Origin of the sequence: Corallococcus sp. CA049B (assembly GCF_003611685.1) — a bacterium.
In the GTDB taxonomy this organism is placed as follows: domain Bacteria; phylum Myxococcota; class Myxococcia; order Myxococcales; family Myxococcaceae; genus Corallococcus; species Corallococcus coralloides.
In genome coordinates this window covers 18488-41236 of the sequence record NZ_RAWC01000042.1, presented here as the reverse complement: position 1 = coordinate 41236, position 22749 = coordinate 18488, and the positions used below count along the sequence as shown (strand labels likewise).

The window sequence follows — 22749 nt, the reverse complement described above, 5'->3', positions numbered from 1 at the left end:
TACAGGCGGAGATCAAGGACACCTGCCTTGAACGCCCGCCTGCTTTCAACGCGTGAACCCTCGTTGCGGTCTGAGGGCCCTACTTTCTCACCTGGACCTCGACGTGTGTGCCAACGGCCACACGCAGCTCATGCAGGTCCTCGGAGGTGGCGAACACCAGCAACTCCCGCAGCTTGGTGCGCGGGGCGACGCGGAAGGAGGACCCCGTCTCGCCCTGCACCATGCGGCGCACGGGCTCCAATTCGCCCGCGGCGAAGAGGCCCGCGCGCGATGCGGTGAGTTCCGCGCCCTCCAGCCACGTGCGCACATCCTGCGGCGTCGCCGTGGGCAGGTAGGCCCTCGCCACCTTCGCCAGGGCGGCCCGGTCCGGCTCGCTCAGGCTCTTCTGGAGCAGCTGCCGCTCCACGTCCACCAGCCGCGGATCCACCGTGTAGCGCACGTTGCCCACCACCAGGCTGAGCGCTGCCTGCACCACGGCCTCCAGCCGCTCGGGCGCGACGCGCTGGCTGAACGCCAGCTCCGGACGGGCCAGGGCCAGGGTGCGACCCAGGAGGTAGTACACCTCCTTCTGCCCCTGCTCCGCGAAGTACTTGCCGCCCACACGCACGCACGCGGGATGCGTCTGGAGCAGATCCACGTTCACGAGCGGCTCAGGGGCCGGTTCGTTGGAGCGCTTCGCCAGCCGCTCGCGCGTGGCCACGAGGAAGGGCGAGTACAGCTCCACCGCCTCCATGCCGAAGAGCCGCGCGACGTAGCGGTAGTGGTTGACGTGGTACTCCTGCGCCGTCGCCACGTCGATGCGGTGGCGCTTGGGCACCAGTTGGTACTGCGGGAAGGGCACCGCGTACAGGTGCCCGGCCTTCTCGAAGAGCAGGCCCAACAGCTCCGACAGCGGCCCGCGCACCTTCGGGTGGAAGAGCGCGGTCTGCCACAGCCGGTCCGTCAGCGGACGCTGCGCCAGTTCCTTCTTCTTCGCGTAGGGCCCCAGCTTGGTGAGGATCTCCTGCTCGTCCTCGCCCGCCTCGCCCAAGAGGCCCGACACCGCCTGCGCGGCGAGCCATGCGGTGTCGTAGTCCTTGCGCACCGCGGACAGCCGCACCAGGTGGCCCACCACCTTGCGCGGGTTCTGCGTGTTCGGCAGCGCGCGGCGCAGCGCCACGATGGCCTCTTCCTCGCGGCCCGGCATCTGGCCCGCGACCTCCGCGAACGTCTCCTGCATGGAGGCGTCGTCCGGCAGGCCCTTCGCCGCGACGCCGTAGGCGGCCACCGCGCCTTCCGGATGCTTGAGCACCTGGAGGTACAGGTCGCCCAGCGCGCGCCACAGCGTCATGCGCGCGGGGTGCGTGTCCGGCGTCTTGGGCAGACGCGCGAGCATGCGCGTGTAGTTCTCCTCCAGCACCTTCCACTGGCGCGCGCCGCCGAGCATCGCCTCCAGCGCGCTGAAGGCCTCCACGAAGCGGTGGTCCAGGTCGAGCGCGGCGTTGAAGGCCTGCGTCGCGCCCTCCACGTCCTTCAGCTCGTCGCGGCGGATCTCGCCGAGCGCGAACCACACGCGCTTGGCCTTGTGCGGCTCCAGGGCGAGCGCGGGCAGCGCCAGCATGCGGCCCAGCACGTCCGCGGCCTTCTGGCCCTGACGCGTCTCGCGCAGCAGCCGGTAGAGCGCGTCCATCACCTCCGGCGCGTCCGGCTGCGTCTTGAGGGCGCCGGTGAACGCGTCGATGGCCATGTACGGGTCGTGCAGCTCGTCGCGCGCGATGCGGCCCAGCTCCAGGTAGACCTTGACCTTGGCCTCGCCCTCCAGGCTGTTGACGAGTTCCTGGCGCAGCTCCGCGGACTTGTCGAAGTTGCCCGCCTTGTCCATCAGCGTCATCAGCGCGCGCAGCGTCTGCTCGTGCTGCGGGTCGATGGCGAGCGCCTTCTCGAAGTGGTTCTGCGCGCGGTCCGTCTGGCCGAGCGCTGCGTGCACGTCACCCAGCTGCCAGTAGACCTCCACGACCTCCAGGTCCGTCAGCTCCTCGCGGTGGTGGATGAGGATGGTCTGGAAGACCTTGAGCGCGTCCTCGTACCGCTTCGCCTGCACCAGCAGGTTGCCGTAGCCCTCGAGCGAGGGCAGGTACGTGGCGTCCAGGCCGTAGGCCTTCTCGTACGAGGACAGGGCCTTGTCGCGCCGGCCCAGCTTCTCCGCCACGTAGCCCAGCCGGTAGAGCTGGCGGCAGAGGTCCTGGGCGATGGCGGGGTCCTTCTCCGCCATGGCCTTCTCCGCCATCTTGCGCGTGACGATGTCCAGCATCCGCTCCGCGGACGACCAGTCCTCGCGCGCGATGTAGACGTCCGCCAGCGGGCGCGCCGCCTCCAGGCTGTCCGGGACGTGCTTGAGCGTCTCCTCCCAGTAGGGCGTGGCCGTGTCGCGGTCCTCGCGCGTCTCCGCGTGGTAGCGCGCGACATCCAGCAGGGCCTTGCCCTTGGCGGCCGGATCATCCGTCTGCTGCGCCTCCTGCAGCAGCGTCTGCTCGTAGCCGCTCCAGTCCTGCTCCTGCTCCTGGATGCCCTTGAGGGCGCGGATGGTGGGCAGGTGGCCCGGGTCGATGGCGAGCGCCTGCTGGTACGCGTTGCGCGCGCTCGACATGTCCGAGAGCATGTCCTCGTTGATCTTCCCCAGGCGGTGCCACAGCTCCACCGCCGCCGGGTCGCTGCCCACGACCTGCGCTTCCTTCTGGAGCATCTCCAGCGCGAAGGGCCAGTTGCCGCTGCGCTCGTAGAGGTTGCCCAGGGCGTGCAGCGCCTGACGGGACTCGGGGTCCGTGGCGAGCGCCGCGTGGTAGCTGTTCACCGCGCGGTCCACGGCCTTGAGGTTCTGGTACTGGACGTTGCCCATCTCCACGTACAGCTCCGCCTGCTCCTGCGGGCTGGTGGCGAGCGCGAGCTGCCGCTCGTACGCGAGGAGGAGGTCCTCCCACCGGGACTGCGCGCGGCGCAGCCGGATGAGCGACTTGATGGCCGACACGTTCTGCGGGTCGATGGAGAGCACGCCCTCCACGCACGCGTCGGCGTTGGCCGGGTTCTGGTACGTGTCCTCCCAGATGGTCGCGCTGCGGAAGAGGACGCGGACCTTCTCGCGGTAGTCCTGCGACAGCTCCAGCATCCGCTCGTAGATGGCGAGCAGGTCCGCCGGCTGGTCCAACCGCGTGTGCAGCCGCTCCAGCGACTCCAGCGCCTCGCGGTTGTAGGGGTCGAACTCCAGCGCCATGCGGAACGCGGAGACCGCGGACTCGTCGTCCTTGAGGTCGCGCTCGTAGACGGTCGCCACCTCCACCTGGATGCGCGCACGCTCCTCGTTGGACGCCGCGAGGTCGCGGGCCCGGAGCAGCGTGGTGGCCACGTCGCGGAACGCGTTCCCGCGACGGTAGAGGTTCGTGAGGACGCCGAGCGTCTCCAGGTCCGGCTCCAGCTCCAGCGCGCGCAACAGGGCGCTGGCGGCCTCCGTGGGGTCGTCCAGCGTCTCGTCCCAGACGCGGGCGATCTCCTTGAGGATGCCCTTGCGCGCCTCGATGGAGCCCGCCGCCTCCAGCTTCTGCTCCAGCGCGACGACGTACTCGCGGTCGCGGCCGCGCCGCTGGAACACCGCCGCCAGCCCGTCCAGCGCGGTGGCGTTGGTGGGGTCGAACTCCAGGATCTTCCGGAACGCGGCCTCCGCGGCCTGCGGATCATCCAGCCGCGAGTCGTGGATGCGCGCGAGCGTGGCGTAGATGCGCTCCGCGAGCGGGCCGCGCGGCAGCTCGTCCGCGACCTCCTCGTAGACCGCCGCCAGCTCCTCGTGGCTGCCCGTCTCGTCCGCCAGGCGCTCCACCTCTTCGCGCAGCGCGTCCTCGGCCGCGTCCAGCTGCAGCGCGCGGCAGAGCGCCAGGAAGGCCACGTCCTTCTGGCCCAGGCGCTCCTCCTGCACCCGGGCGATCTCCCGCAGCGCCGCCATCTTCTCCTCGTCCGTGACGAGGTGGGGCATGTAGCGGTCCATCACCGTGGCGTAGGCGCGCCAGTCGTTGTTCGCGCGGTACAGCGTGCACACGCGCTCGTACGCGGTGCGGTTGGCGGGGTCGAGCTCCAGCACCTTCTCCAGCGCGCCGGCGGACAGCTCCGGCTTGCCGCCCTGCCCTTCCCACAGGTCCGCGACCGTGAAGTACGCGGCGATGGCCGGGTCGCGCTCTTCGGCCACCAGGTGCACCTGGACCTTGAGCTCCAGGGCGCGCACGGCGTCGTTCCACGCGCGCAGCGACACGGACAGCGCGTACACCCGCTCCAGGTCGGAGACGGAGTGCGGCTCCACCTCCAGCGCGCGGCGGGCCGCGTCCAGCGACTCCTCGCGCCGGCCCATGCCCGCGAGCACCTCCGCCATCCGCAGGCGGAGCGCCTTCACGCCGTCGCTGCTGTCCTGCAGCGGGATGAGGCGGCGCAGCACGCCCACCAGCTCCTCGCGCTGGCCCGTCTCGTCGTACAGCTCGCGCAGCGTGTCCAGCACGCCACGGTGGCGCGCGTCGCGGTCCAGCGCCGCCTTGAAGAACGGCACCGCCGCATCCGGCTGCTTGAGCAGGCGGTACACCACGCGGCCCAGGCGCTCGTTGAGGCGCACCACCTCACGCGGATCCAGCGTGATGGCGAGGCGGCCCTCGAGCATCTCGCGCAGCTCCTGCGGACGGTCCGCGCGCTCGTACAGCGACTCCAGCGCGTTGAAGACCTGCTCGTTGCGCGGGTTCTTCGCCAGCAGCTCGCGGTACAGGTCGATGGAGCGGCCCAGGTCCGACAGCCCCTCGGCCGACACCTGCGCCATCTTGCCCAGGACGCGGTCCCGCTCGCTGCCGGAGACCTTGTCCACCTGGAGCTTCAGGATGGCGTAGAGCTTCTCGGACGCGCCCGCGCCCTCGTAGATGCCCTCCAGCAGCCGCGCCGAGGCGAGGTGCGACGGATCCAGCGCGAGGATGGCCTCGTAGGCCCCCGCGGCGCGGTCCGGGCTGTCCATCCGCTCCTGGTAGAGCTGCCCCAGGCGGAAGAGGAAGCCGATCTTGTCCGCGGCTTGCGTCGCGCCGGTAGCCAGCGCCTCCAGCACGCCGGCCAGCTCCGGCCACGCCTCCAGGTGCAGGTAGAGCCGGTCCAACGCGACGAGCGAGCTCTGCTGCACCGACGCGTGCAGCGTGCGCGCGCGCTCGAAGTAGGACACCGCGCGGTCCGGGTCGCGCAGGCGCGTCTCCAGCACCTGGCCCAGCTTGAGGCACACCTGGGCCGCGTCGGCGGCCTCGGCGATGCGCGGCAGGGCCTCTTCGTAGAGCACCACCAGCTCGTCGTAGCTGCCCGCCACGTCGGTGGCGTTCTCCAGGCGGCGGCGGACCTCGCTGTCGTTCGGGTCTTCCTTGAAGCCGCGGTAGAGCGCGAGGAAGGCCAGCTCGCCCTCTCCCTGCGTCTCACGCAGCGTGGCCAGCTCGCCGAGCAGCTGCTTGCGCTCGATGGCATCCGGCGACACGCCCACGCGCGTCTCAATCAACTGCGCCAGCCGCGCGACGTCGCCGCTCGCGCGGAAGGCGCGCAGCAGCGTCTCCACCGCCAGCAGGTTCTGCGGCTCGCGCGCCACGATGGCTTCCATGCGGCCCACCGCGCCCGGGTGGTTGGGCTGCATGGACAGCACCTCGCCGAACAGCGACAGCGCGCCCGCCTTGTCGAGCAGCTTGGACTCGCGCACCGTCGCCAAGCGGAACTTCAGCTCCAGGCCCTCCTCCGGCGGCATCAGCGCGATGCGCCGCGCGAGGACGTCCGCGAGCTCCGGCCAGCGCTCCTGCTTCTGGCAGAGGCTGTCCATGCGCGCGAGCGCGACCGCGTCGTCCGGCTGCAGCTCCAGGAGGCGCCGGAACGTGGCCAGCGCGCCCAGCGGATCCTTGAGCTGCTCCTCCTGCAACGCGCCAATCTGGTGGAGCACCGCCGCGCGCCGCGCCGGCTCCTCCGACAGCGCGAGCTGACGGCGCAGCACCTCCAGCAGCTCCGAGGGACGGCCCGTCGAGGCCACCAGCCGCGCGGTGCCATCCAGCGCCTCGGTGTCCGTGGGCTTGAGCTCCAGCACGCGCTTCCACGACTGGAGCGCTTCCGCCGGCTCCCCCAGGTCCACCTGCATCCGGGCGAGCGCGCGGTACAGCTCCGCGCGGGCCGCGTCGCTGGCCTTGGGGGCCACCTCGGTCAGCACCGCGCACAGCTCCTCGGGCGCCTCCGCCTTGTCCACCAGCTGGATGCACAGCTCGAGCGAGCGCGGGTCCTCCGGCAGCTCGCGCAGCGCACGCGTGGCGGAGAGGAACCCCATCTCCGCGTTCTCCAGCGCGTTGGCGTAGATCTCCGCGATGCGGCGCAGGAGCGCGGCCCGCTCCTGCGGCACGGCCTCCGCGGAGGCACGCGACTCCAGCATCTCCACCTGCTTCAGGTGGTTGCCCACCGAGGCGAAGATGGGCTCCAGGGCGCTCGCCGCCGCGCCGCGCAGCGGGCTCTCCGAACGCGCCAGCTCCTCCAGCGCGCCCACCGCACCCGGGTGGCCCGCGCGCCGCGCGAGCACCGCCTGGTACAGCTCCAGCGCGCCGCGCGGATCATCCAGGCGCGACACCTTCAGCCGGCCCAGGCGCACGCGCAGGTCGGACGCCTCTTCCTGCGCGTCGCGCGCGTCCGCCATCTGGATTTCGCGCTCGACGTGCTGCGCGAGCTCCGCCCAGCGCTCCATGTCCGCGAGCACGCGGCCCAGGAGCTTCAGCGCGTTGGCGTTCTCAGGCCGGCGCTCCAGGACCTCGCGGTACGCCTGCGCCGCCAGCGACTTGTCCGCCAGCGTCTCCTCGGCCAGGTGCGCCAGCTCGAAGAGCAGGTTGATCTGCGAGGCCGGATTCACCTCCGCGGCCACCTGCCGGCGCATGACGAGCGCCAGCTCCCGGTGCGCACCCGTGCGGCGGTGCACGCGGGCGATGGCCTCCAGCACCGGCTTGTTCATCGGGTCGCGCCGGCTCACCTGCTCCAGGGCGCGCACCGCCAGGTCGTAGCGCTTCAGGCGGTTGTCGTAGATGGCCGCCAGCCGCCGCCACAGGTCGCCCGCCAGGGGCTCCGCGGGGTCGCGCTCCAGCTGATCCTCGTAGGCCGCCGCCACCTCCTCGAAGGAGCCCGAGTCCGCCGCGAGCCGCTCCAGCTCGTCGCGCACACCGGCCTCCGCGGGCAGCTCGTTGAACGCGCGCAGGCGCGCGACGAAGGCCAGCGACGTCTGGCCCAGGCCCTCGCGCAGGACGGCGATCTCCTGCAGCCGCTCCAGGCGCTGCTCCGGCGGAACGCCCGGCAGGAGCACCTCCAGCACGTCCACCAGCTTCCGCGTGTCGTTGAGGCCGCGGTAGACGGGCTCCAGCAACCGCGCCGCCTCCAGGCGGGGCCCGTCGTGCGCGAGCAGGCGCTCCAGGCCCGCCACCACCTGGCCGTCGCCCGGCGACAGCTCCAGCAGCCGGCGGTACACCGGCAGCGCTTCGGTGGGGCCGACCTCCTTCTCCAGCAACTGCGCGCGGCGCAGCAGGTACGCGCGGCGCCCGGGCTCGTCCGGCGCGAGCTCCGCGAGCTGATCCAGCACGTCCGCCTGCTCCACGAAGTGGCGCGTCTTCGCGTACAGCTTGTCGAGCGCCAGCAGCCCCTCGGGCACCTTGCGGATCGCCAGCGCGGAGCGCAGGACCTCGATGGCCTTCGCGTCCTCGCCCGCGCTCGCGTAGGCCTCGCCGGCCTTGAGCAGCAAGCCCAGCCGCGCCTCCGGGTCGGTGGAGAGCTGCGCCTGACGGGCGTAGACCTCCGACAGGCTCTTGGCGTTCTGGCCCTTCTCGTAGAGCCGGGACAGCGCCTCCAGCGCCTGGCGGTCCTGCGGCGCGTCCGCCAGCAGGTTCTTCCAGAGGCGCGTGGCCTCCTCGGGCTGATCCAGGCTCTCACGCAGCTCCGCCGCGCGGCGCAGCAGATCCAACGTCGCCGGATCTCCCGCGGTGAGTTCCACCGCGGTGCTCTCGTAGATCTCCGCCAGGACCTCGTGACTGCCCGTGTCGCGGGCCAGCCGCTCCAGGTCGGGGCGCACGCCTTCGCGATCCAGGTCATTGGCGAACGCCTTCACCGCCGACATGAACGCGAGCGACGGCTGCTGCATGTCGCGCTCGTAGATGCGGCGGACCTCCCCGGCGAGGATGATCTTCTCCACCGTGAGCGCGGACTCCATCCGCGTCTCGCGCAGCGCCACGCGGCGGGCATGGTCGCCCACCTGCGCGAGCACCTTGTCCAGCACCTCCAGCGCCGCGCCGCTCATGGGCACGGCCGCCTTCACCCAGGCCTCCAGCGCGGCCCTCGCGCCCGGGTGGCCGGGGTCCTCGGTGAGGATGCGCTTGTAGAGGCCCAGCGCCGCGTTGGCGTCGTCCAGCACCGTGCGCAGCAGCTCCGCCAGGCGGAAGGACACCTCACGCCCCTGCGGGCTCTGGCCCTCCTGGTTGCGCCGCAGCGTGAGCGTCCACGCCAGGTCCTTGGGGCGGTTGAGGTCCGTGTAGAGGCGATCCAAGGCCGTGGCGGCCTCGCGCTGCGCAGGATCGCGCTCCGCGATGGCGCGCCACGCGGACGCCGCGCTCTCCTTGTCCGTGAGCTTCGCCTCGTGCAGCAGCGCCGCCTCGCGCAGGCACACGAGCTGATCCGCGGGCTCCTGGATGGCCGCCGCCAGCTTCTCCAGCACCTCCGCCAGCGCCGCCCACTCCTCGCCCGCGCGGTGCAACCGCTGCAACGCCCGCAGGCTGTCGAGGTTGCCCGGCTCCAGCTCCAACAGCGCGCGCAGCGCCTTCACCGCGCCGGGCCGGTCGTCGAGCTTCTTCTCCTGCACCTCCGCCAGCTCGCGCAGCAGCGCCGCGCGCGCGGGGCCCACGTCGCCCTCCTCCGTCAGCTCGGAGATGATCTCCGCGAAGCTGTCGAGCGCATCCGCGTCCTCCGCGGCCTGACGCGCGGCGGCCCGGAGGCCTCCGTCCGCGGGGGCCAGGCGCATCGCCCTCGCGAGCGACGCGAACGCCAGCTCCGGCTGCCGCAGGTGCGCCAGGTGCACCTGGGCCGCGTGACGCAGCGCCTGCACCCGCCCGGCGTCGTCGCGAGCCACCTCCGCGAGCACGTCCAGCGTCGCCACCAGCTTGCGGTGCTCCTTCGTGCGCTCGTACGCCGGGATCAGCGCGCGCGCCGCCGCCTCGCGCGACGGGCCCGAGGCCAGCATCGCCTCCAGCGCCGAGAGCGCGTCCGGATCCGACGGGCGCTGCCGCAGCAGATCCGCGTAGCTCTGCACCGCCTCCGCGCTGCCGTCCTGAGAGCCCTGCAGCAGCTGCGCACGGCGCAGCTTCAGCCGCGACACGTGGTCCGCGTCACCGGCCGTCTCCGCCAGACCGATCATCCGCGCCAGGGTGTCCCCCAGCTCGCGCTGCATGCCGGCCTTCTCGTAGAGTTCCGCGAGGCGCGGCAGGTGCCGGCCCTCCTCGCCACCATGCGAGATGGCGGACTGGAGCGCTTCGGCGGCCTGCTGCGGACGGCCCAGCTCCACGTTCAGGTCCACGAGCCGCAGGAGCAGGTCCAACCGCTCCGGCCCGCGCGTGGCGTGGATGCGCTTGCGCAGCAGCGTCTCCGCGTCCGCGGAGCGGCCCGCGCGCCCGTACAGCCGCACGAGGCGCTGGAGCACCTGCGGCGACTCGGGGGAGCGCGACAGCGCGGCCTCCAGCGCCGTGATGGCCTCCGCCGCCATCCCGCCCTCTTCGGCCAGCACCGAGGCCTCGGAGAGCAGCTGCACGGCGAGGAGGGGGTCCTCGGACTCCGTGGCGAGCGTGCGCAGCACGCGGCCCAGCTCCGCGTGCGCGGACAGGTCGCGCGCCAGACGCGCCGTCTCCGAGCGTCCCGACTCGTCCTTCGGCTCCTCGCGCACCATGCGCAGCCGCGTGTCGAACGCCGCGCGGCTGTCCGCGAGCTGCTTCTCGTGGATGCCGGCCAGCACCGTCAGCAGCCGCTTGCGCGCGGGCGCATCCGTCGTGGCTTCCAGCTGCTGCTGGAGCGCCGCCACCTGCCGCTGGTGGTCGCCCGTGCGGCCGTAGTGGTTCGCCAGGGCCTCGGTCAGCGCGACCGTGCGCACGCCTCCGGCAGCGAGCCGCTCCAGCCCACCCACCACCACGCCCGTGGACACGTTCTCCGCCAGGAGCGCGAGGAACAGGTCCGCCGCGTCCTCCTGGCGGTTCAGCCGCTCCGCGTACAGCTTCGCCTGCCGCGCGGTCCACTCGTTGCGCTCCAGCTGCGACTCGGAGAGCGTCGCCAGCTTCCCCGCCAGCGCCGCCGCCTCCTCGAACTTCGACAGCGCCACGCACAGCGCCTGCAGCCGCTGCACCGCCTGCGTGTCCTCGGGCGCCAGCTGCACCCACTGACGCACGAGCGGCTCCAGCTCCACGGGCGAGGCACCCGCCGCCTCGCGCCGGGCGATGTCCGTCTCCAGCCGCGTCTTCGGATCATCCGCCAGCGCCGCGGCCGCCTGCAGCGACTTCACCGCCTCGCTCGCCGCGGTGTCGCCCGGCGCACGCGCGAGCACCTCGCGCCATGCCGCTTCCGCCCGCACGGGGTCCGCCAGCGGGCCCTGGAGCAGCTGCGCCAGGTGCCGCCACAGCGCGACCGCCACGGACGGAGGCGTCGCGCCCTGCGCCGCGCGCAAGAGCGCGTGCGCCAGCGCGGGCTGCGCGTTGGCCTTCTCCGCGTGCTCCACCACCGTGTTGAGCAAGAGCGGCCGCCCCGGCTCCAGCTCCAGCGCGCGCGCCAGCACCTCGAAGGCGCCTCGCGCGTTCTCCTGCTCCTCGAACATCAGCGCCAGCGCTTCGCAGAACGCCACGCGCTCGGCGCGCGGACGCGGGGCGAGCATGGCCAGCTCCAGGAGCGGCAGCACCTCGTCCAGTTTCTCGTCCTCCGCCAGCAGGCGCGACAACTGGAACGCCGCGAGCGCGTTGGTGGGCTCCAGCTTGAGCGCCGCCTCCAGGTGCGCGCGCGCCGCGTCCGCGTCCTGCAGCTGCTGCATGCACAGGTCCGCCAGGCGCAGGCGCAGGCTGGCCTGCTGCGCGCGGTCCTTCACCGTGCCCAGGTAGCGCTCCAGCGTGGCCACCGCGTCCGCGTAGCGCTCCTGGCCCAGCATCAGCTCCGCCGCCAGGCTGGCGGCGTCCGCGCGCGACGCATCCGCCGCCACGGCCTTCTCGAAGGCGGCCAGCGCTCCGGCCGCGTCGTTCATCCGGCCCAGCTTCAGCGTGCCCACGCGCAGCCACAGGTCCACCTGCGCCGTGCGGTCGCGCGCCTCGCCCGCCATCGCCTCCAGCTGCGCGAGCGCCGGTCCGTAGTCGCCCGCGCGCCCCGCCATCCGCTCGATGAGCGTGAGCGCTTCCGGCATGCCCGGCCACAGGAGGAAGCAGCGGTCCAACGCCTCCTTCACCTTGGCGGCGGAGCCCGGGTCGTACCAGGCGAACAGCTTCGCCACGAGCAGCGACAGTCGCGCGGCGCTCTTGCGGTCGCGCTCCTCCAGCGACATGCCGCGCAGCATGCGCACCTTGTCGCGCCACACCTGCTCGAAGCGCTGCATCGCGCGGAGGGCCTTGTCCGCGCGCGCGTTCTGCGGATCCAGCTCCCGCGCCACGTCCAGCACCTGCTGCGCCAGCGCGTGCTCGGTGGGGTCGTCCACCAGCCGCTCCGCGAGCGCGGCGTACTCCTCCGCCATGCCCGCGTCGCCCAGCGCGGCGCGCTCGCGCTGCAGCGCCTCGAACGCCGGCTGGAAGCGCTCCTCGGACAGCAGCAGCTGGCGCACGCGCCGGAACGTCGCGCGGTCCGGCTTCACGCGCGCCGCGCGCTGCAAGCACAGCACTGCTCGATCGCGGCGGAAGAGCTTCTGCTCGTAGAGGTCCGCGGCCTTCAGGTAGTGGCCCGCGCTCTCCTCGCCCTGCGTCGCGGCGCCCAGCCGCTCCAGCACGTCCACCAACGACGACGAGTCCTGGCGGATCTCATGCAGTCGCTTGAGACCGCGCAGCGCGGGCATCGGGTCCTTGGCGACCAGCAGCGCGCGCTTGAGCAGGTCCTCCGCGCGCGGCGCGTTGCGCTGACGCTCGTGGGCCAGCTCCGCCGCGCGGCACAGCAGGCGCGCCGCCTCCTCCGTGGGAACGTCCCGCGAGCGCCCCTCGTAGAGGCGGATCAGCTCCTCGACACGGCCCGTCTTCTCCAGGGCCGCTTCGGTTTCAACGAAGGAGCGGTCGTCGGTCACACGCAGCGTGGGACGCGCAGGGGCGGAAGGCTGTTCCATGATGCTCGTTGGCCAAAGGGGGAATGAAACGGGGGCGCCAGCGGCCGGAGTGTACCGGCCGCGGGCGCCCCCGGGCAATCATGCAAAACCCGTCAACCGGCGGGAATTATTGGCTTTCTTGCTCGCCAGCCGAGGAAGCATTTTCCGTCGGTGACGCTGCGGATTCGGCGTCGTCGGCGTCCGGCTGGCTGCCCGCGGGGGGCGTCGCGGGGGCCTCGGGGAGGGCCTTCGCGCGCTCCAGGCCGGCGCTGTCGTTGAGCTGCGTGTAGAGGGCGATGGCCTTGTCACGCTGCTGCAGCTCCTCCGCGAGCTGCGCGGCGCGGGGCAGGTGCTCCCCACCGAGCTTCTCGTAGAGGGGCAGCGCCTTGTCCTTACGGCCCGCCTGCGTCCACGTCTCCGCGGCGGCGGTGATGTCACCCAGCAGCTCCAGCCACCGGGCGCGGCCGGCGGGCTTCTGCTCCTGTTCGGCGCGGGCCAGTTCGCGCTTCGCGAGTTCCTTGGCCTCGTCCTCCAGGGTGAGCCGCTGCATGAAGTGGAACGCCTTCGGAGGAGGCAGGGGGCTCAGCACCTCCACTGCTTCCCGCCGCTGGCCCACGGCCACCAGCAGGGTCGCCGCGCCCAGACGGTCGCCGCGCTCCACCAGGGCCTTCACCTCCAGGCCGCGGATGCGGTTGGCGCTGATCAGGTCCCGAGCGCGCTCGTACGCCTTGCGCGCCAGGGTCAGCTTGTTCGCGCGCTCGTACGCGAGGCCGGCCTGGTCGAACTGCCGCGCGCGCTCGTAGAGGCGGGCGACGTTCTCGAAGTCGGCCTTGGCGACGTAGTGCTCCATGAGCAGCTCGTACGCGCCGGCCTTCTCCAGCGTGGGGCCGATCTGCTCCGCGGGCAGCGTGCCCACGAGGCGGCGGGCCGCGTCGTTGTCCTGGCCGGACAGCGCCGTGCGCAGCGCGCTCTTCAGGTCACCGCCCGCCTCGAACAGCCGGGTGGCATCCGTGAAGCTGTTGTTGCGCTCGTGCAGGCGCGCCGCGTCGCGCGTGCGGCCCAGGCCTTCCAGCTGGGTCGCCTGCTCCTTCCAGTCGCCCGTCAGCTCCGGCATCGGCGCGCGCTCGGGGCGCTCACCGCGCGGAGGACGCTCGCCACGCTCGGGGCGGTCGCCACGAGGAGGACGGTCGCGCCGCTCACCGGCCGTGCCGCGCTCCGGGCGCTCGCCACGAGGAGGACGCTCACCGCGCTCACCCCGGTCCCGGCGCTCGCCGCGCTCCGGACGGTCACCGCGCGGAGGACGCTCGGCGCGCTCCTCACGGGCAGGGGCCGCGGGCTCCGCCGTCGGCTCACGGCCGCTGAGCGCGAAGGCCGCCTGGGAACGGTCCGCGTCGCCCGCGGCGCGCCAGACACGACCCACCAGCGACATCACGTCCACCCAGCCGTCGAGCTTCTCCTTCGCGGGATCCACGGCCGGCTTCGCGGGAGCGGCCTCGGCGGGCGCGCTCCCTTCAGCCGGCGCGGCACCCTCGGCCGGAGCAGCACCCTCGGCCGGAGCAGCACCCTCGGCGGCCGGGGCCTCCGTGGGGGCGGCTTCGGTCGTGGCGCCTGCTTCCGGCGCCGCGGCTTCCGCGCCCGCTTCCGGCAGGGCCGGCTTGGACTGGCGCTGCACGCGCAGGAGCGTGGTGATGAGGCGGCCACGCGTGTTGAGGTCCAGGTCCTCCAGCGACTTGAGGTTCATGGTCCGCAGCGAGCGGACAATGGCCTCCAGCGGACCCTTCTCCGCCGTGAAGTCGTTCTTGGAGAGCGCCTTCTCCAGGACGCTCAGCTCGGCGATGACGCGCTGGCCGGGCCCCACCGGGCCCGCATCGCGATCACGGCCACGGCCTTCACCCCGGCCGCGCCCTTCACCCCGGCCACCGCCAGGACCGCCACGACCGCCGAAGCCTCCCGGTCCGTCACGACGGGGCCCCTGGCCCGGCGCGCCCCCGTTCGGACCGCGTCCACCCGGACGCGATCCACCGCTTCCATTCTCCTGAGCCACGTGAATCTCCCGCTAGAACGCGTAGCGAATGTTGGGCGCCACCGCGAACCCGAAGGCGCCCTTGGAGGCGAGGTAGTTCCCCACGACCTCCAGCCCCACCGAGAAGTGGCGCAGCCGCGTGTAGTACTCCACTCCGGGCCCGGCAAACACAAGAATGTCGGAATCCGGGAGGAGCTTCTTGGGAGAGAACATCGCGTAGCCCACGCCGGCACGGGCGTAGATCCAGGTGCGCTTGACCTCCTGGCTGTCGGCGAAGCCCACCAGGCGGGCGCGCAGCACGGCGCCGGGCACCAGCATGGTGAAGTCACCGGACGCGGCGCCCTGCGAGTAGCCGACGTATTCGGCGCCCGCGCGGTTGGCGGAGCCCATGAAGAAGACGCCCAGGGACAGCCGCTCGCCCAGGTCCACGCCCAGCTCCACCTGGGCCATCTGGCCCGAGGAGAAGGGCCGCGGGCCGGTGTCCGCGGGCGGGTTGGCGATCCACGACGGCCCCCCGTACACGCCGAAGTACACACCGCGCTCGACCTCGTTGAAGGTCACCGCGGGCCGGTCCTGCATCGCGGAACCGGCGCTGGGGGTGTCCTGGGCGCCCGCCATCGCGGGAAGGAGGAGCGCGGCGCTCAGGGCAAGAGGAGCAAGGACTTTCTGCATGGAGGGCAGCCTGGTGGGGGGCAGTCCTCCCGCGGGGGCGGGAGGTTGAAGTGAAGAAGCGGGCAGCCCTGTGTCCAGGACCGCCCGCGCGGATTACAGCTGTGTTGATTCTACGTCAGTCACCGGCCTGCTTGAAGATGAACGGGTAGGTGACGATCACGGAGCCGCCACCCTTGGGCTCCGGGAACTTCCAGGTGCGCACGCGGCCGGCCACGCAGGTCTCCAGGTCCGAGTTGCCCGCCGTGGACTGCGCGACGTTGGACGTGGCCACCGAGCCGTTGGCGCTGATGACGAACTTCACGGAGACCTTGCCGCCCAGCTTGGGGAAGCGGTTGAGCAGGCTCTCGTAGCAGTAGCGGATCTGCCCGCGGTTGCGCTGGATGACCTGGCGGATGAGCTCCTTGTCCAGCGAGCCCATGACTTCCGGATCCGACGAGGTGATGCCCACGTCCACGCTCTGCTTGCCGCCGAGCGTGCCCACGCCGGTGCCGTAGCTGCCGCTGCCGCCGCCACGGCCCTTGGTGCCGATGCCGCCGATGCCGATGCTGTCACCGGTGCCGCCGCCGCCACCGCCGCTGCCGCGCAGGCCCATGCCGCCGAAGCCGCCCGCGTCGCCCGCCTTGGCGCCGAACATGTTGCCCATGGCGCTCTTGAGCTCGCCGCCCAGGCCCGCCTTGCCGAAGATGGTGGAGATGCCGCCCTTGCCACCGCCGAAGATCTTCGCGGTGAGGGCGCGCGCCTCGTCCTTCTTGTTCGGGTCGCCCTTGGGCGCGGCGCGGTTGTTGGTCTTGGGCGCGTCCTTCTTGCCCATCTGACCTTCGTCGCCGCGCTGCTTCTGGGCCATCTCGCCCGACTTCTTCTCCTTCTGCTGGTTCAGCTTCTCCAGGAACTTGTTCTTCTGGGTCTCCGGAGCCTTGATGATCAGCTTCGCGATGCGCGCGTCGTTGCCCGCGAGCTCATCCGCGTACTCGTCCCCTTCCCCACTCTGGTTCATGGAGTGGATGACGAACGCGGTGCCGATGAAGAACATCACCAGGAAGATGTTGAGCGCCGTGTAGTCGATGTTCTCGCCCATCGGCACGACGACGCGCTTGGGCACCGGCTGGAACTGCGCCTCCAGCGTGAGGCCGCCCAGGTCCACCCAGACGAAGTCGTCCGCTTCCAGCGTGAGGCCGTAGGCGTCGCCGTCCTGGGAGGCCTTGCCGGACTCCATCACCGCTTCCAGGTCCAGCGTCTCGCCCTTGCGGGTGAGCTCGCCCTTCATCTTGCGCGCGAAGCGCACGGTGAAGGACTGGCCGTCGGTGCGCAGCACCTCGAAGGTGGGGGCGCCCAGCTTGGCGTCGCCCATCACGAAGTCCACGCCCTTGGCGCTGCCGACCGTGAAGGCCTTCTTCGCGCCGGGGGGCACGAAGAACTCGCCCACGCGCTGATCCCCCCAGAGCAGGCGCAGCGACACGCCCTGCGGGCCGTTGGACTTCGTCTTGCGCACGGTGCGCACGCGCGGCGCGGCTTCCTGCTCCTCGTGCGCGTCGTCTTCCGCCGCCACGGGGGCCTTGGGAGCCCGCGCGGGCGCCACGGCGTTCTTCTGCGTGGGCGCGACGGACGCATCCAGCGCGGGCGTCGCGGCGGGCGCGGGCGCCGCGGCCACGGGAGCCGGCGCGGCGACAGGCGCGGCCACGGCCTGCGCGATGGCGGCGGCGGGGGCCACCGGCGCGACGGTGGGGTTCTTGTCCGTGGGCGCGTCCGCCTGCGCGACGGCGGCGGCCAGGTTCACCGCGGCGACAGCAGCCGGGTTCTCCAGGCGGATGGTGGTGCCACCCACGCGGACCTCGTCACCGAAGGAGACCTGCCCCTTGTTGACGCGCTTGCCGTTGACGTAGGTGCCTTCGACGCTGCCCATGTCGATGATGGACATGGAGCCGTCGGCGGCCACTTCGATGACGGAGTGGATGCGGCTGACCTTGTCGTCCTCCAGGCACAGGTGCGCGGAGGAAAGACGACCAATCTTGATGATGTCGCGCTCGTAGTCCTTGGAGGCGACCAGCGTGTCGCCCTTGAAGACCTTGAGTGTCAGGGGTACGGCCATGGAGGGCTCCCGGTAGGCTTTGGCGCTCTTGGACAACGGTGTCGGCGGAAGGTTCCCGCCGTCGGTTCAATCCGTGGTGGGGGGATTACAGCTCGCCCACGGACTGCATCACCTTGTCCTCGAAGTCTTCGCGGATGCGGATGAGGTTGGAGTGCTTCACGGTCTTGCGCGCCTCGACGTACTCGCCGTCCGGCTTCGTGAGATCACCCTCGATGGTGTCGTCCTCGAAGTCGACGCTGGTCGTCTTCTGCATCCTGGCGCCGCCACCCTCACCCTTACCGCCTTCGTCCTGCGCGAAGGCCGGGGCCACCGACAGCGTCATGCACAGCATCAGCCACTTCCGCATCCTGCCTCCACGTGGGGCCTTCCCAAGGCCCACTGGTGTTTCCGCATGGTGGGCCCCCGCCATGAAAAGCGAGGGGCTCACAAGGTTCGCATCTTCCCGAGCCGCGCCGCCAGCGTGAAGCCACTGGCGGGCGTCTCCCACATCACAGCAGGTCGTCCGTGGGCTCGTCGGAGTCCACCGGTGCTGCATTCTTCTGGGCAGGGGCCGTCTGCGTGCCACCCGCCGGAGTGGCGGCCGGCTGCTGAGCGCCCGTGCCGGAGACCGGCGTGGCCTGCGGGGCGGTGCCGGTACCGGACGCGGGCGTCGCGCCACCCGGAGGCGTCTGGCCCTTCTGCTTCGCCTCCTCCGCCTTCATCGCGGCCTGCTGCTGGGCCTGGAGCGCCTCCATCTGCTTGGCCTGGGCCTCCGCGGCCGACGCCTCGCGCTTGGCCTGCACGATGCTCTCCGCCTCGCGCAGGAGGCCGAAGACGGGCGCTTCCGCATTGAGCGCGACCTCGCCGCCGGCCAGCGCGACGTACTTCTTGTAGAGCTCCACCGCGCGCTCGGGGGCGTCCTTCACCTTGTGCAGGATGATGCCGCGGTTGAGGTACGTGGCGCCCAGGTCGGGGTTGAGCTTCTCCGCCTCGTCGTACTCCTGCATGGCCTTGTCGTACTGGCCCTGGCCCTTGAGCGCGATGCCCAGGTCCACGTGCGCGGCGGCGTTCTTGCCGTCCGACTGCAGGATGCGGCGCAGGTGCTCCTCCGCGCCGGGGAAGTCCTCCGCGCTGAGCGCCAGCTGGGCCAGCTCCACGTGCGCCGGCACGTAGTCCGCCTTGGCCTCCAGGGCGCTCTTGAACTGCAGGCGCGCGCCCGCGGTGTCGCCCTCCTTCAGGAGGATGAGGCCCACGGCCTGGTGCAGCTCCGGATCCGTGCCGTCCAGCTTCACCGCGCGCAGCGCGACGAGCTTCGCCATGGCCAGTTGCTTGCGGTCCAGGTAGCTGCGGATCATCACCTTGAGGGCGTTGGTGTTCATCGGGTCGCGCATGAGCGCGGCGCGAGACAGCTCCATCGCCTTGTCGTGGTCGTTGTTCTGCCGGTAGATCTCCGCGAGCCGCGCGCGCGAGCCCGCGTCGTCCGGGTAGCGCGTGAGCACGTCCTGGTAGAGCGCCACGGCGCCGGCCACGTCGCCGCCGTTCTGCTTCATGATGGCCAGGTTGTCGGACGCCTGACGCAGGGACGGCTTCTTGGTGAGCGCGGACGCGTAGCGGGCCTTGGCCTCGTCGGCCTTGCCCATGCGCTCGGCGATGACGCCCAGGTTGTACTCGGCCTCCGCCAGGTTCTGGTCCGCCTCCAGGGCGGCCTTGAACTTGCGCTCCAGCGACGGGTAGTCGAACGCCTTCGCCTTCTTCTGCGCGTCGAAGGACTTCACCGCGTCATCGAACAGCAGCATGGCGCGGTTGGAGATGGAGACCGGGCCCGTGGCGGCCACGGGCTTGGCGACGGGCGCCGGGGTGTTGGTCTGCGTGGTGGAGCAGCCGGCAGCGGTCAGCGCCAGCGTGGCCAGCAGGAGGGGGCGGAACGGGTGCATGCGGCGATTCATTAGAGGAAGTCCTCCGGCTCCTGATCATCAACGGTCTTCTTGGGGGCGCCGTCCTTGGACGCGGCGGCGGGCTTGGCGACCTCGGACTCGGTCTGCTGGCGAAGCGCGTTCGTCAGCGCGGACAGGTCCTCGTTGAGCGCCTCGCTCCTGGCCTGCTTCTCCGGTTCCACCTTGGTGACCGGGGGCGGGATGTCCTGCACGGCGGCCAGCAGGTCGCCGCCCAGCACCAGCTCCTTGTTCTTCAGCGCGAGCTTCTCCTCCAGCACCTCCGGGAAGCGGTCGGGCGCGTAGGTGGTGCGGAGGATCTTCAGGCTCGCCGCGGCGCAGTCGTTGAACACGCCCAGCTCGCGGCTCTTGGCCACCGCGCCGGTGAAGGCCTCCGTGGCCTTGTCCTTGAGCGGCTGGGCCTGGTTGGCGAACTCGTCGCGCAGGGCCTGCTGCGACTCCTCGTCCAGGCCGCGCGGCATGGGCGCGTTCACGACGAGCTCCGCCATGTGATCATACGCGAGGCCAATGCGCTGCAGCGCGCAGATGGCCGGCTCCGGGGCGCCCAGGGCCACGGTCTGCACGTACTTCTTCTGCACGACCTCCAGCGCGCGGCCCTTGTCGGCCAGCGAGCCCTTGAAGCGCTCCGGCGACGGCGGCACGCCCCAGTACAGCTTCAGGCGCCGGAACTCGTTCCAGTCCGGCTCGATGGCCAGCAGGTTCGCCTGCGCGGCGGCGGCCAGCGCGGGCTTCTCCAGCGCGGTCTGCTGACGGCGGGGCAGCTGGTCGAAGTACTCGAAGATGCGCTTGTTCATGCGGCGCACGTCGTTCGTCTTCTTCATCTTCGCGTAGATGTCGACGATGCGGCCCTCGGCCATGAGGAACTTGCTCTGGGAGCGCATGTTGTCGCGCTCGTACTCCTCCAGGAGCTTGATGGCCTTCATGTACGCGCCCTGCTTCACGTGCAGGTCCACGACGGACAGGAAGGCGGCCTCGGCGTCCTTCGACTTGGGCCACAGCTCGATGTAGTGCTCGCGGTTCTTGAGCGCGGCCTTCAGCTGGCCCAGGCCCTCGCGGTAGGTGGCCGCGTTGAACAGGGCGATCTGCGCCTTGGACTCGTCCCACTTCTGCACCACCGCGGGCTTCGCGGGGGCGTCGGAGTTGGAGGCCTGCCTCGCCTTGCCCCTGGCCTTGCTCTTCGCCTTCGCGGCCGGGGCGCCGCCCTTCTCGTTCAGGTTGCGCTCGTAGCCGCGCACGTAGAGCTCGTAGGTGCCCGCGGCCTCCTCGAAGTCACCAATGGCCTCCAGCGCCTCCGCGTTCGCGTAGATGGAGTCCGGCACGTACTTGGACCGGGGGTACTCCGCGAACAGGCGCTTGCGGACCTCGATGGCCTTATCCAGGCTCTTCGCCTTGTAGTAGTCGACGGACGCGTTGTAGAGCGCCAGGTCCGCGATCTCCGTCTGCGGGAAGTCGTGGACGAAGTTCAGGTACGCCTCGGCCGCCTTGGAGAACTCCTTCTTCTCCTCCAGCTGGCTGACCAGCTTGAACGACGACTGCTCGATGAGCTTCGCCAGGTCGTCGCGGAACTTGCCGGTGGCCAGCTTGTCGTTGGCGTAGAAGCGGCGGGCCCACTCGTTGACCTTCGCGAAGTCGCCCAGCAGGTTGTACGAGTCCAGGATGAGGTTGGCGGCGATCTCGGCCGCGCGCTGCCCGTCCTCGAACTTGTACTCGGGGTAGCCGAGCGCGATTTCGGAGAAGCGCAGCACGGCTTCGTCGAAGTGGTTGTGGCGGTAGTAGATGTTCGCCGCCTTGAAGGCGATCTCCACGCGCTTGTCGCCCTTGGGGACGTACTTGAGGTAGCGCTCGCACGCGTCGAGCAGCGACTTCTTCAGCGTGGGGATGGCGATCTTCTTCTGGATGTCCGTGCCGGCGGACTCGGACTTGGCTTCACCGCGCGCTTCAGCGGCCTTCACGACTTCGTCGTAGGCGAGCACGGCGTTGTAGGAGGCGTTGGTCAGCCACTTGCCCGGCTTGCCCGGCTTGGGCTTGCCCTTGTCGTCCTTGGCCTCCAGCACCTTGGCGTCCTGGAGGACGACGAGCGTGTAGTTGGCGGCGGCCTTGTCGAAGTTCTGGAGGTTGTCGTTGAGGAGCTCCGCCCAGAAGAAGCGCAGGTCGTACGCCTTGGGGTTCTCCGGGAAGAGCGTGAGGTAGTCGCTGTACACGGCGTCCGCGTACTTGAAGGTCTCCTCGCTGCGCGTCTTCTTGCCCTCGTTGTGCCAGGTGACGGCGAGGTTGGAGAGCGTGCGCTCGGACAGCTCCTTCGCCTCCGCGAGCGCCTTCTTGTCCTTGTCGTCCTTGATGACGCCGGAGGACTCGACGTCCTTCATGATCTTCACGAGCCGGCGCACCTGGGCCACGGTGCGCTCCTTGTTGCCCATGCGCAGGATGCAGTCGACGATCTTGCCCTGGAAGCCGGGGGCCTCCGGAGACAGCGGCTTCTCCTTGATCAGCGCGTTGAAGGTGATGGCCGCTTCGCGGTCCTTGCCGTCGCCGTAGTACAGGTTCGCGAGCTGCTTCATCATCGCGAAGCGGTCTTCCGGATTGGTGGCGACCTTGCCGAAGTCCGCGCGGGCCTGCGTCACGTCACCCTCGCGGGCGAAGGCGCGCACATAGTCGCCGCGCGCTTCACGCACCAGCGAGCCCTTCGCTTTGGACTTGCCGTCCTTCTCCACGGCGGCGGCGCCCGCCAGCTCACCGTAGAGGACCACGGTCTTGTACTTGTCCTTCGCGGACTCGTACTCGCCCATGTTGAAGTAGCACCAGCCCTGCTTGTAGAGGGCGAAGGCGTAGACCTGGTTCTCCGGGAACTCGGCGGCCTTCTTGTACGCGGCGAGCGCCTTCTCCAGCTCCGGGCGCTTGCCCTTGGAGTTGTTGAAGTAGTACTCGCCGAAGGCGAAGTACGCGTCCGGGATGTACTTGGACTGCGGGTACTTCTCAATCAGGCGCTTGAACGCGACGAGCGCCTTCTTGTCCTGGCCGTCCTCCATCAGGTACTGGCCGAGGAAGAAGAGCACCTCGTCCGTGCGCTCGAACTTCGGGTACTCCTGGACGATCTTCGTGTACTGCTCGACGGCGTACTTGCCGTTCTCCTTCACCTTCGCCATCAGCTCCGCCTTCTCCGCCTTGGCCCTCTGCTGGGCCGCGGCGTCGTTGCGGTTCATGGCGACGATGAGCTCGTCGTCCTTCCGGTTGGCTTCGAAGAAGAAGAACTTCGACTCCTCCCAGTAGAGCTCGCCCAGGCGGAACAGCAGGCTGGGGGCCTCCTTCTGATCAGGAGACAGCGAGATGATCTTCTTCAGCGATTCGATCTGTTCGCGGCGCTTGGAAGCGACCTGCACTTCCACGCCCAGGCGGAACTGATCATATTGAAGCGCGGGAGCGGCCTGCTGGGCTTCCTTCGGGCGAGTGATGTCGCCTGCGAGGGACTTGTCCACGGTGGTGGTGGACTTCTTGCCCAGGTCAGCGTCGCGCAGTGCTTTCTTCTCCTGGGCCGAAGCCATGGAAGTCAGGAGAACGAGGCAAACGAGTAGCGAGCGGCGCATGGTCTTCCTAGGAGCGGGGAACCGGCGTCCACGGATGCCTGCTTGCTTGGCAAGTGTCCGGGAATCTTCGGGAATTTCCATGAGGGGACTCGTACTATGCGCGGTTTGCGCAAGGCGGGTCA

Annotated in this window: 8 protein-coding genes; all 8 read right to left on the bottom strand. The window is 70.8% G+C overall.

The window, feature by feature from the left end:
* Window positions 1-79 precede the first annotated feature (79 nt).
* On the bottom strand, window positions 80-12355 hold the full coding sequence (locus D7W82_RS12725) for a tetratricopeptide repeat protein (RefSeq protein ID WP_120618598.1): 12276 nt from the start codon (window positions 12353-12355) through the stop codon (window positions 80-82).
* A 106-nt stretch (window positions 12356-12461) separates the two neighbouring features.
* Window positions 12462-14192, bottom strand: a complete 1731-nt coding sequence (locus D7W82_RS12720) for a DEAD/DEAH box helicase (protein WP_199727740.1) — start codon at window positions 14190-14192, stop codon at window positions 12462-12464.
* A complete protein-coding gene (locus D7W82_RS40925; RefSeq protein WP_370450989.1) occupies window positions 14159-14356 on the bottom strand; it encodes a hypothetical protein in 198 nt (65 codons plus the stop codon). Before D7W82_RS40925 ends, D7W82_RS12720 begins: the two co-directional genes overlap by 34 nt.
* Before the next feature lie 34 nt (window positions 14357-14390).
* Entirely contained in the window at window positions 14391-15029 is a 639-nt protein-coding gene (cglE, locus tag D7W82_RS12715; RefSeq protein ID WP_120618596.1) for an adventurous gliding motility protein CglE, read from the bottom strand.
* Between the two features lie 115 nt (window positions 15030-15144).
* Window positions 15145-17115: an adventurous gliding motility protein GltG gene (gene gltG, locus D7W82_RS12710; protein ID WP_120618611.1), complete on the bottom strand. Its 1971-nt coding sequence runs from the start codon at window positions 17113-17115 to the stop codon at window positions 15145-15147.
* Window positions 17116-17200: 85 nt separating this feature from the next.
* Window positions 17201-17461, bottom strand: a complete 261-nt coding sequence (cglF, locus tag D7W82_RS12705) for an adventurous gliding motility protein CglF (RefSeq protein WP_120618595.1) — start codon at window positions 17459-17461, stop codon at window positions 17201-17203.
* A gap of 142 nt (window positions 17462-17603) precedes the next feature.
* On the bottom strand, window positions 17604-19040 hold the full coding sequence (gltE, locus tag D7W82_RS12700) for an adventurous gliding motility TPR repeat lipoprotein GltE (RefSeq protein WP_120618594.1): 1437 nt from the start codon (window positions 19038-19040) through the stop codon (window positions 17604-17606).
* A complete protein-coding gene (locus D7W82_RS12695; protein ID WP_199727739.1) occupies window positions 19040-22627 on the bottom strand; it encodes a tetratricopeptide repeat protein in 3588 nt (1195 codons plus the stop codon). Before D7W82_RS12695 ends, gltE begins: the two co-directional genes overlap by 1 nt.
* Window positions 22628-22749 lie beyond the last annotated feature (122 nt).

Excerpts from the sequence above, each read along its gene's own strand:
- cglE (WP_120618596.1), bottom strand. The coding sequence starts at position 15,029 with ATGCAGAAAGTCCTTGCTCCTCTTGCCCTGAGCGCCGCGCTCCTCCTT.
- cglF (WP_120618595.1), bottom strand. The coding sequence starts at position 17,461 with ATGCGGAAGTGGCTGATGCTGTGCATGACGCTGTCGGTGGCCCCGGCC.
- D7W82_RS12725 (WP_120618598.1), bottom strand. The coding sequence starts at position 12,355 with ATGGAACAGCCTTCCGCCCCTGCGCGTCCCACGCTGCGTGTGACCGAC.
- gltE (WP_120618594.1), bottom strand. The coding sequence starts at position 19,040 with ATGAATCGCCGCATGCACCCGTTCCGCCCCCTCCTGCTGGCCACGCTG.
- gltG (WP_120618611.1), bottom strand. The coding sequence starts at position 17,115 with ATGGCCGTACCCCTGACACTCAAGGTCTTCAAGGGCGACACGCTGGTC.
- D7W82_RS12695 (WP_199727739.1), bottom strand. The coding sequence starts at position 22,627 with ATGCGCCGCTCGCTACTCGTTTGCCTCGTTCTCCTGACTTCCATGGCT.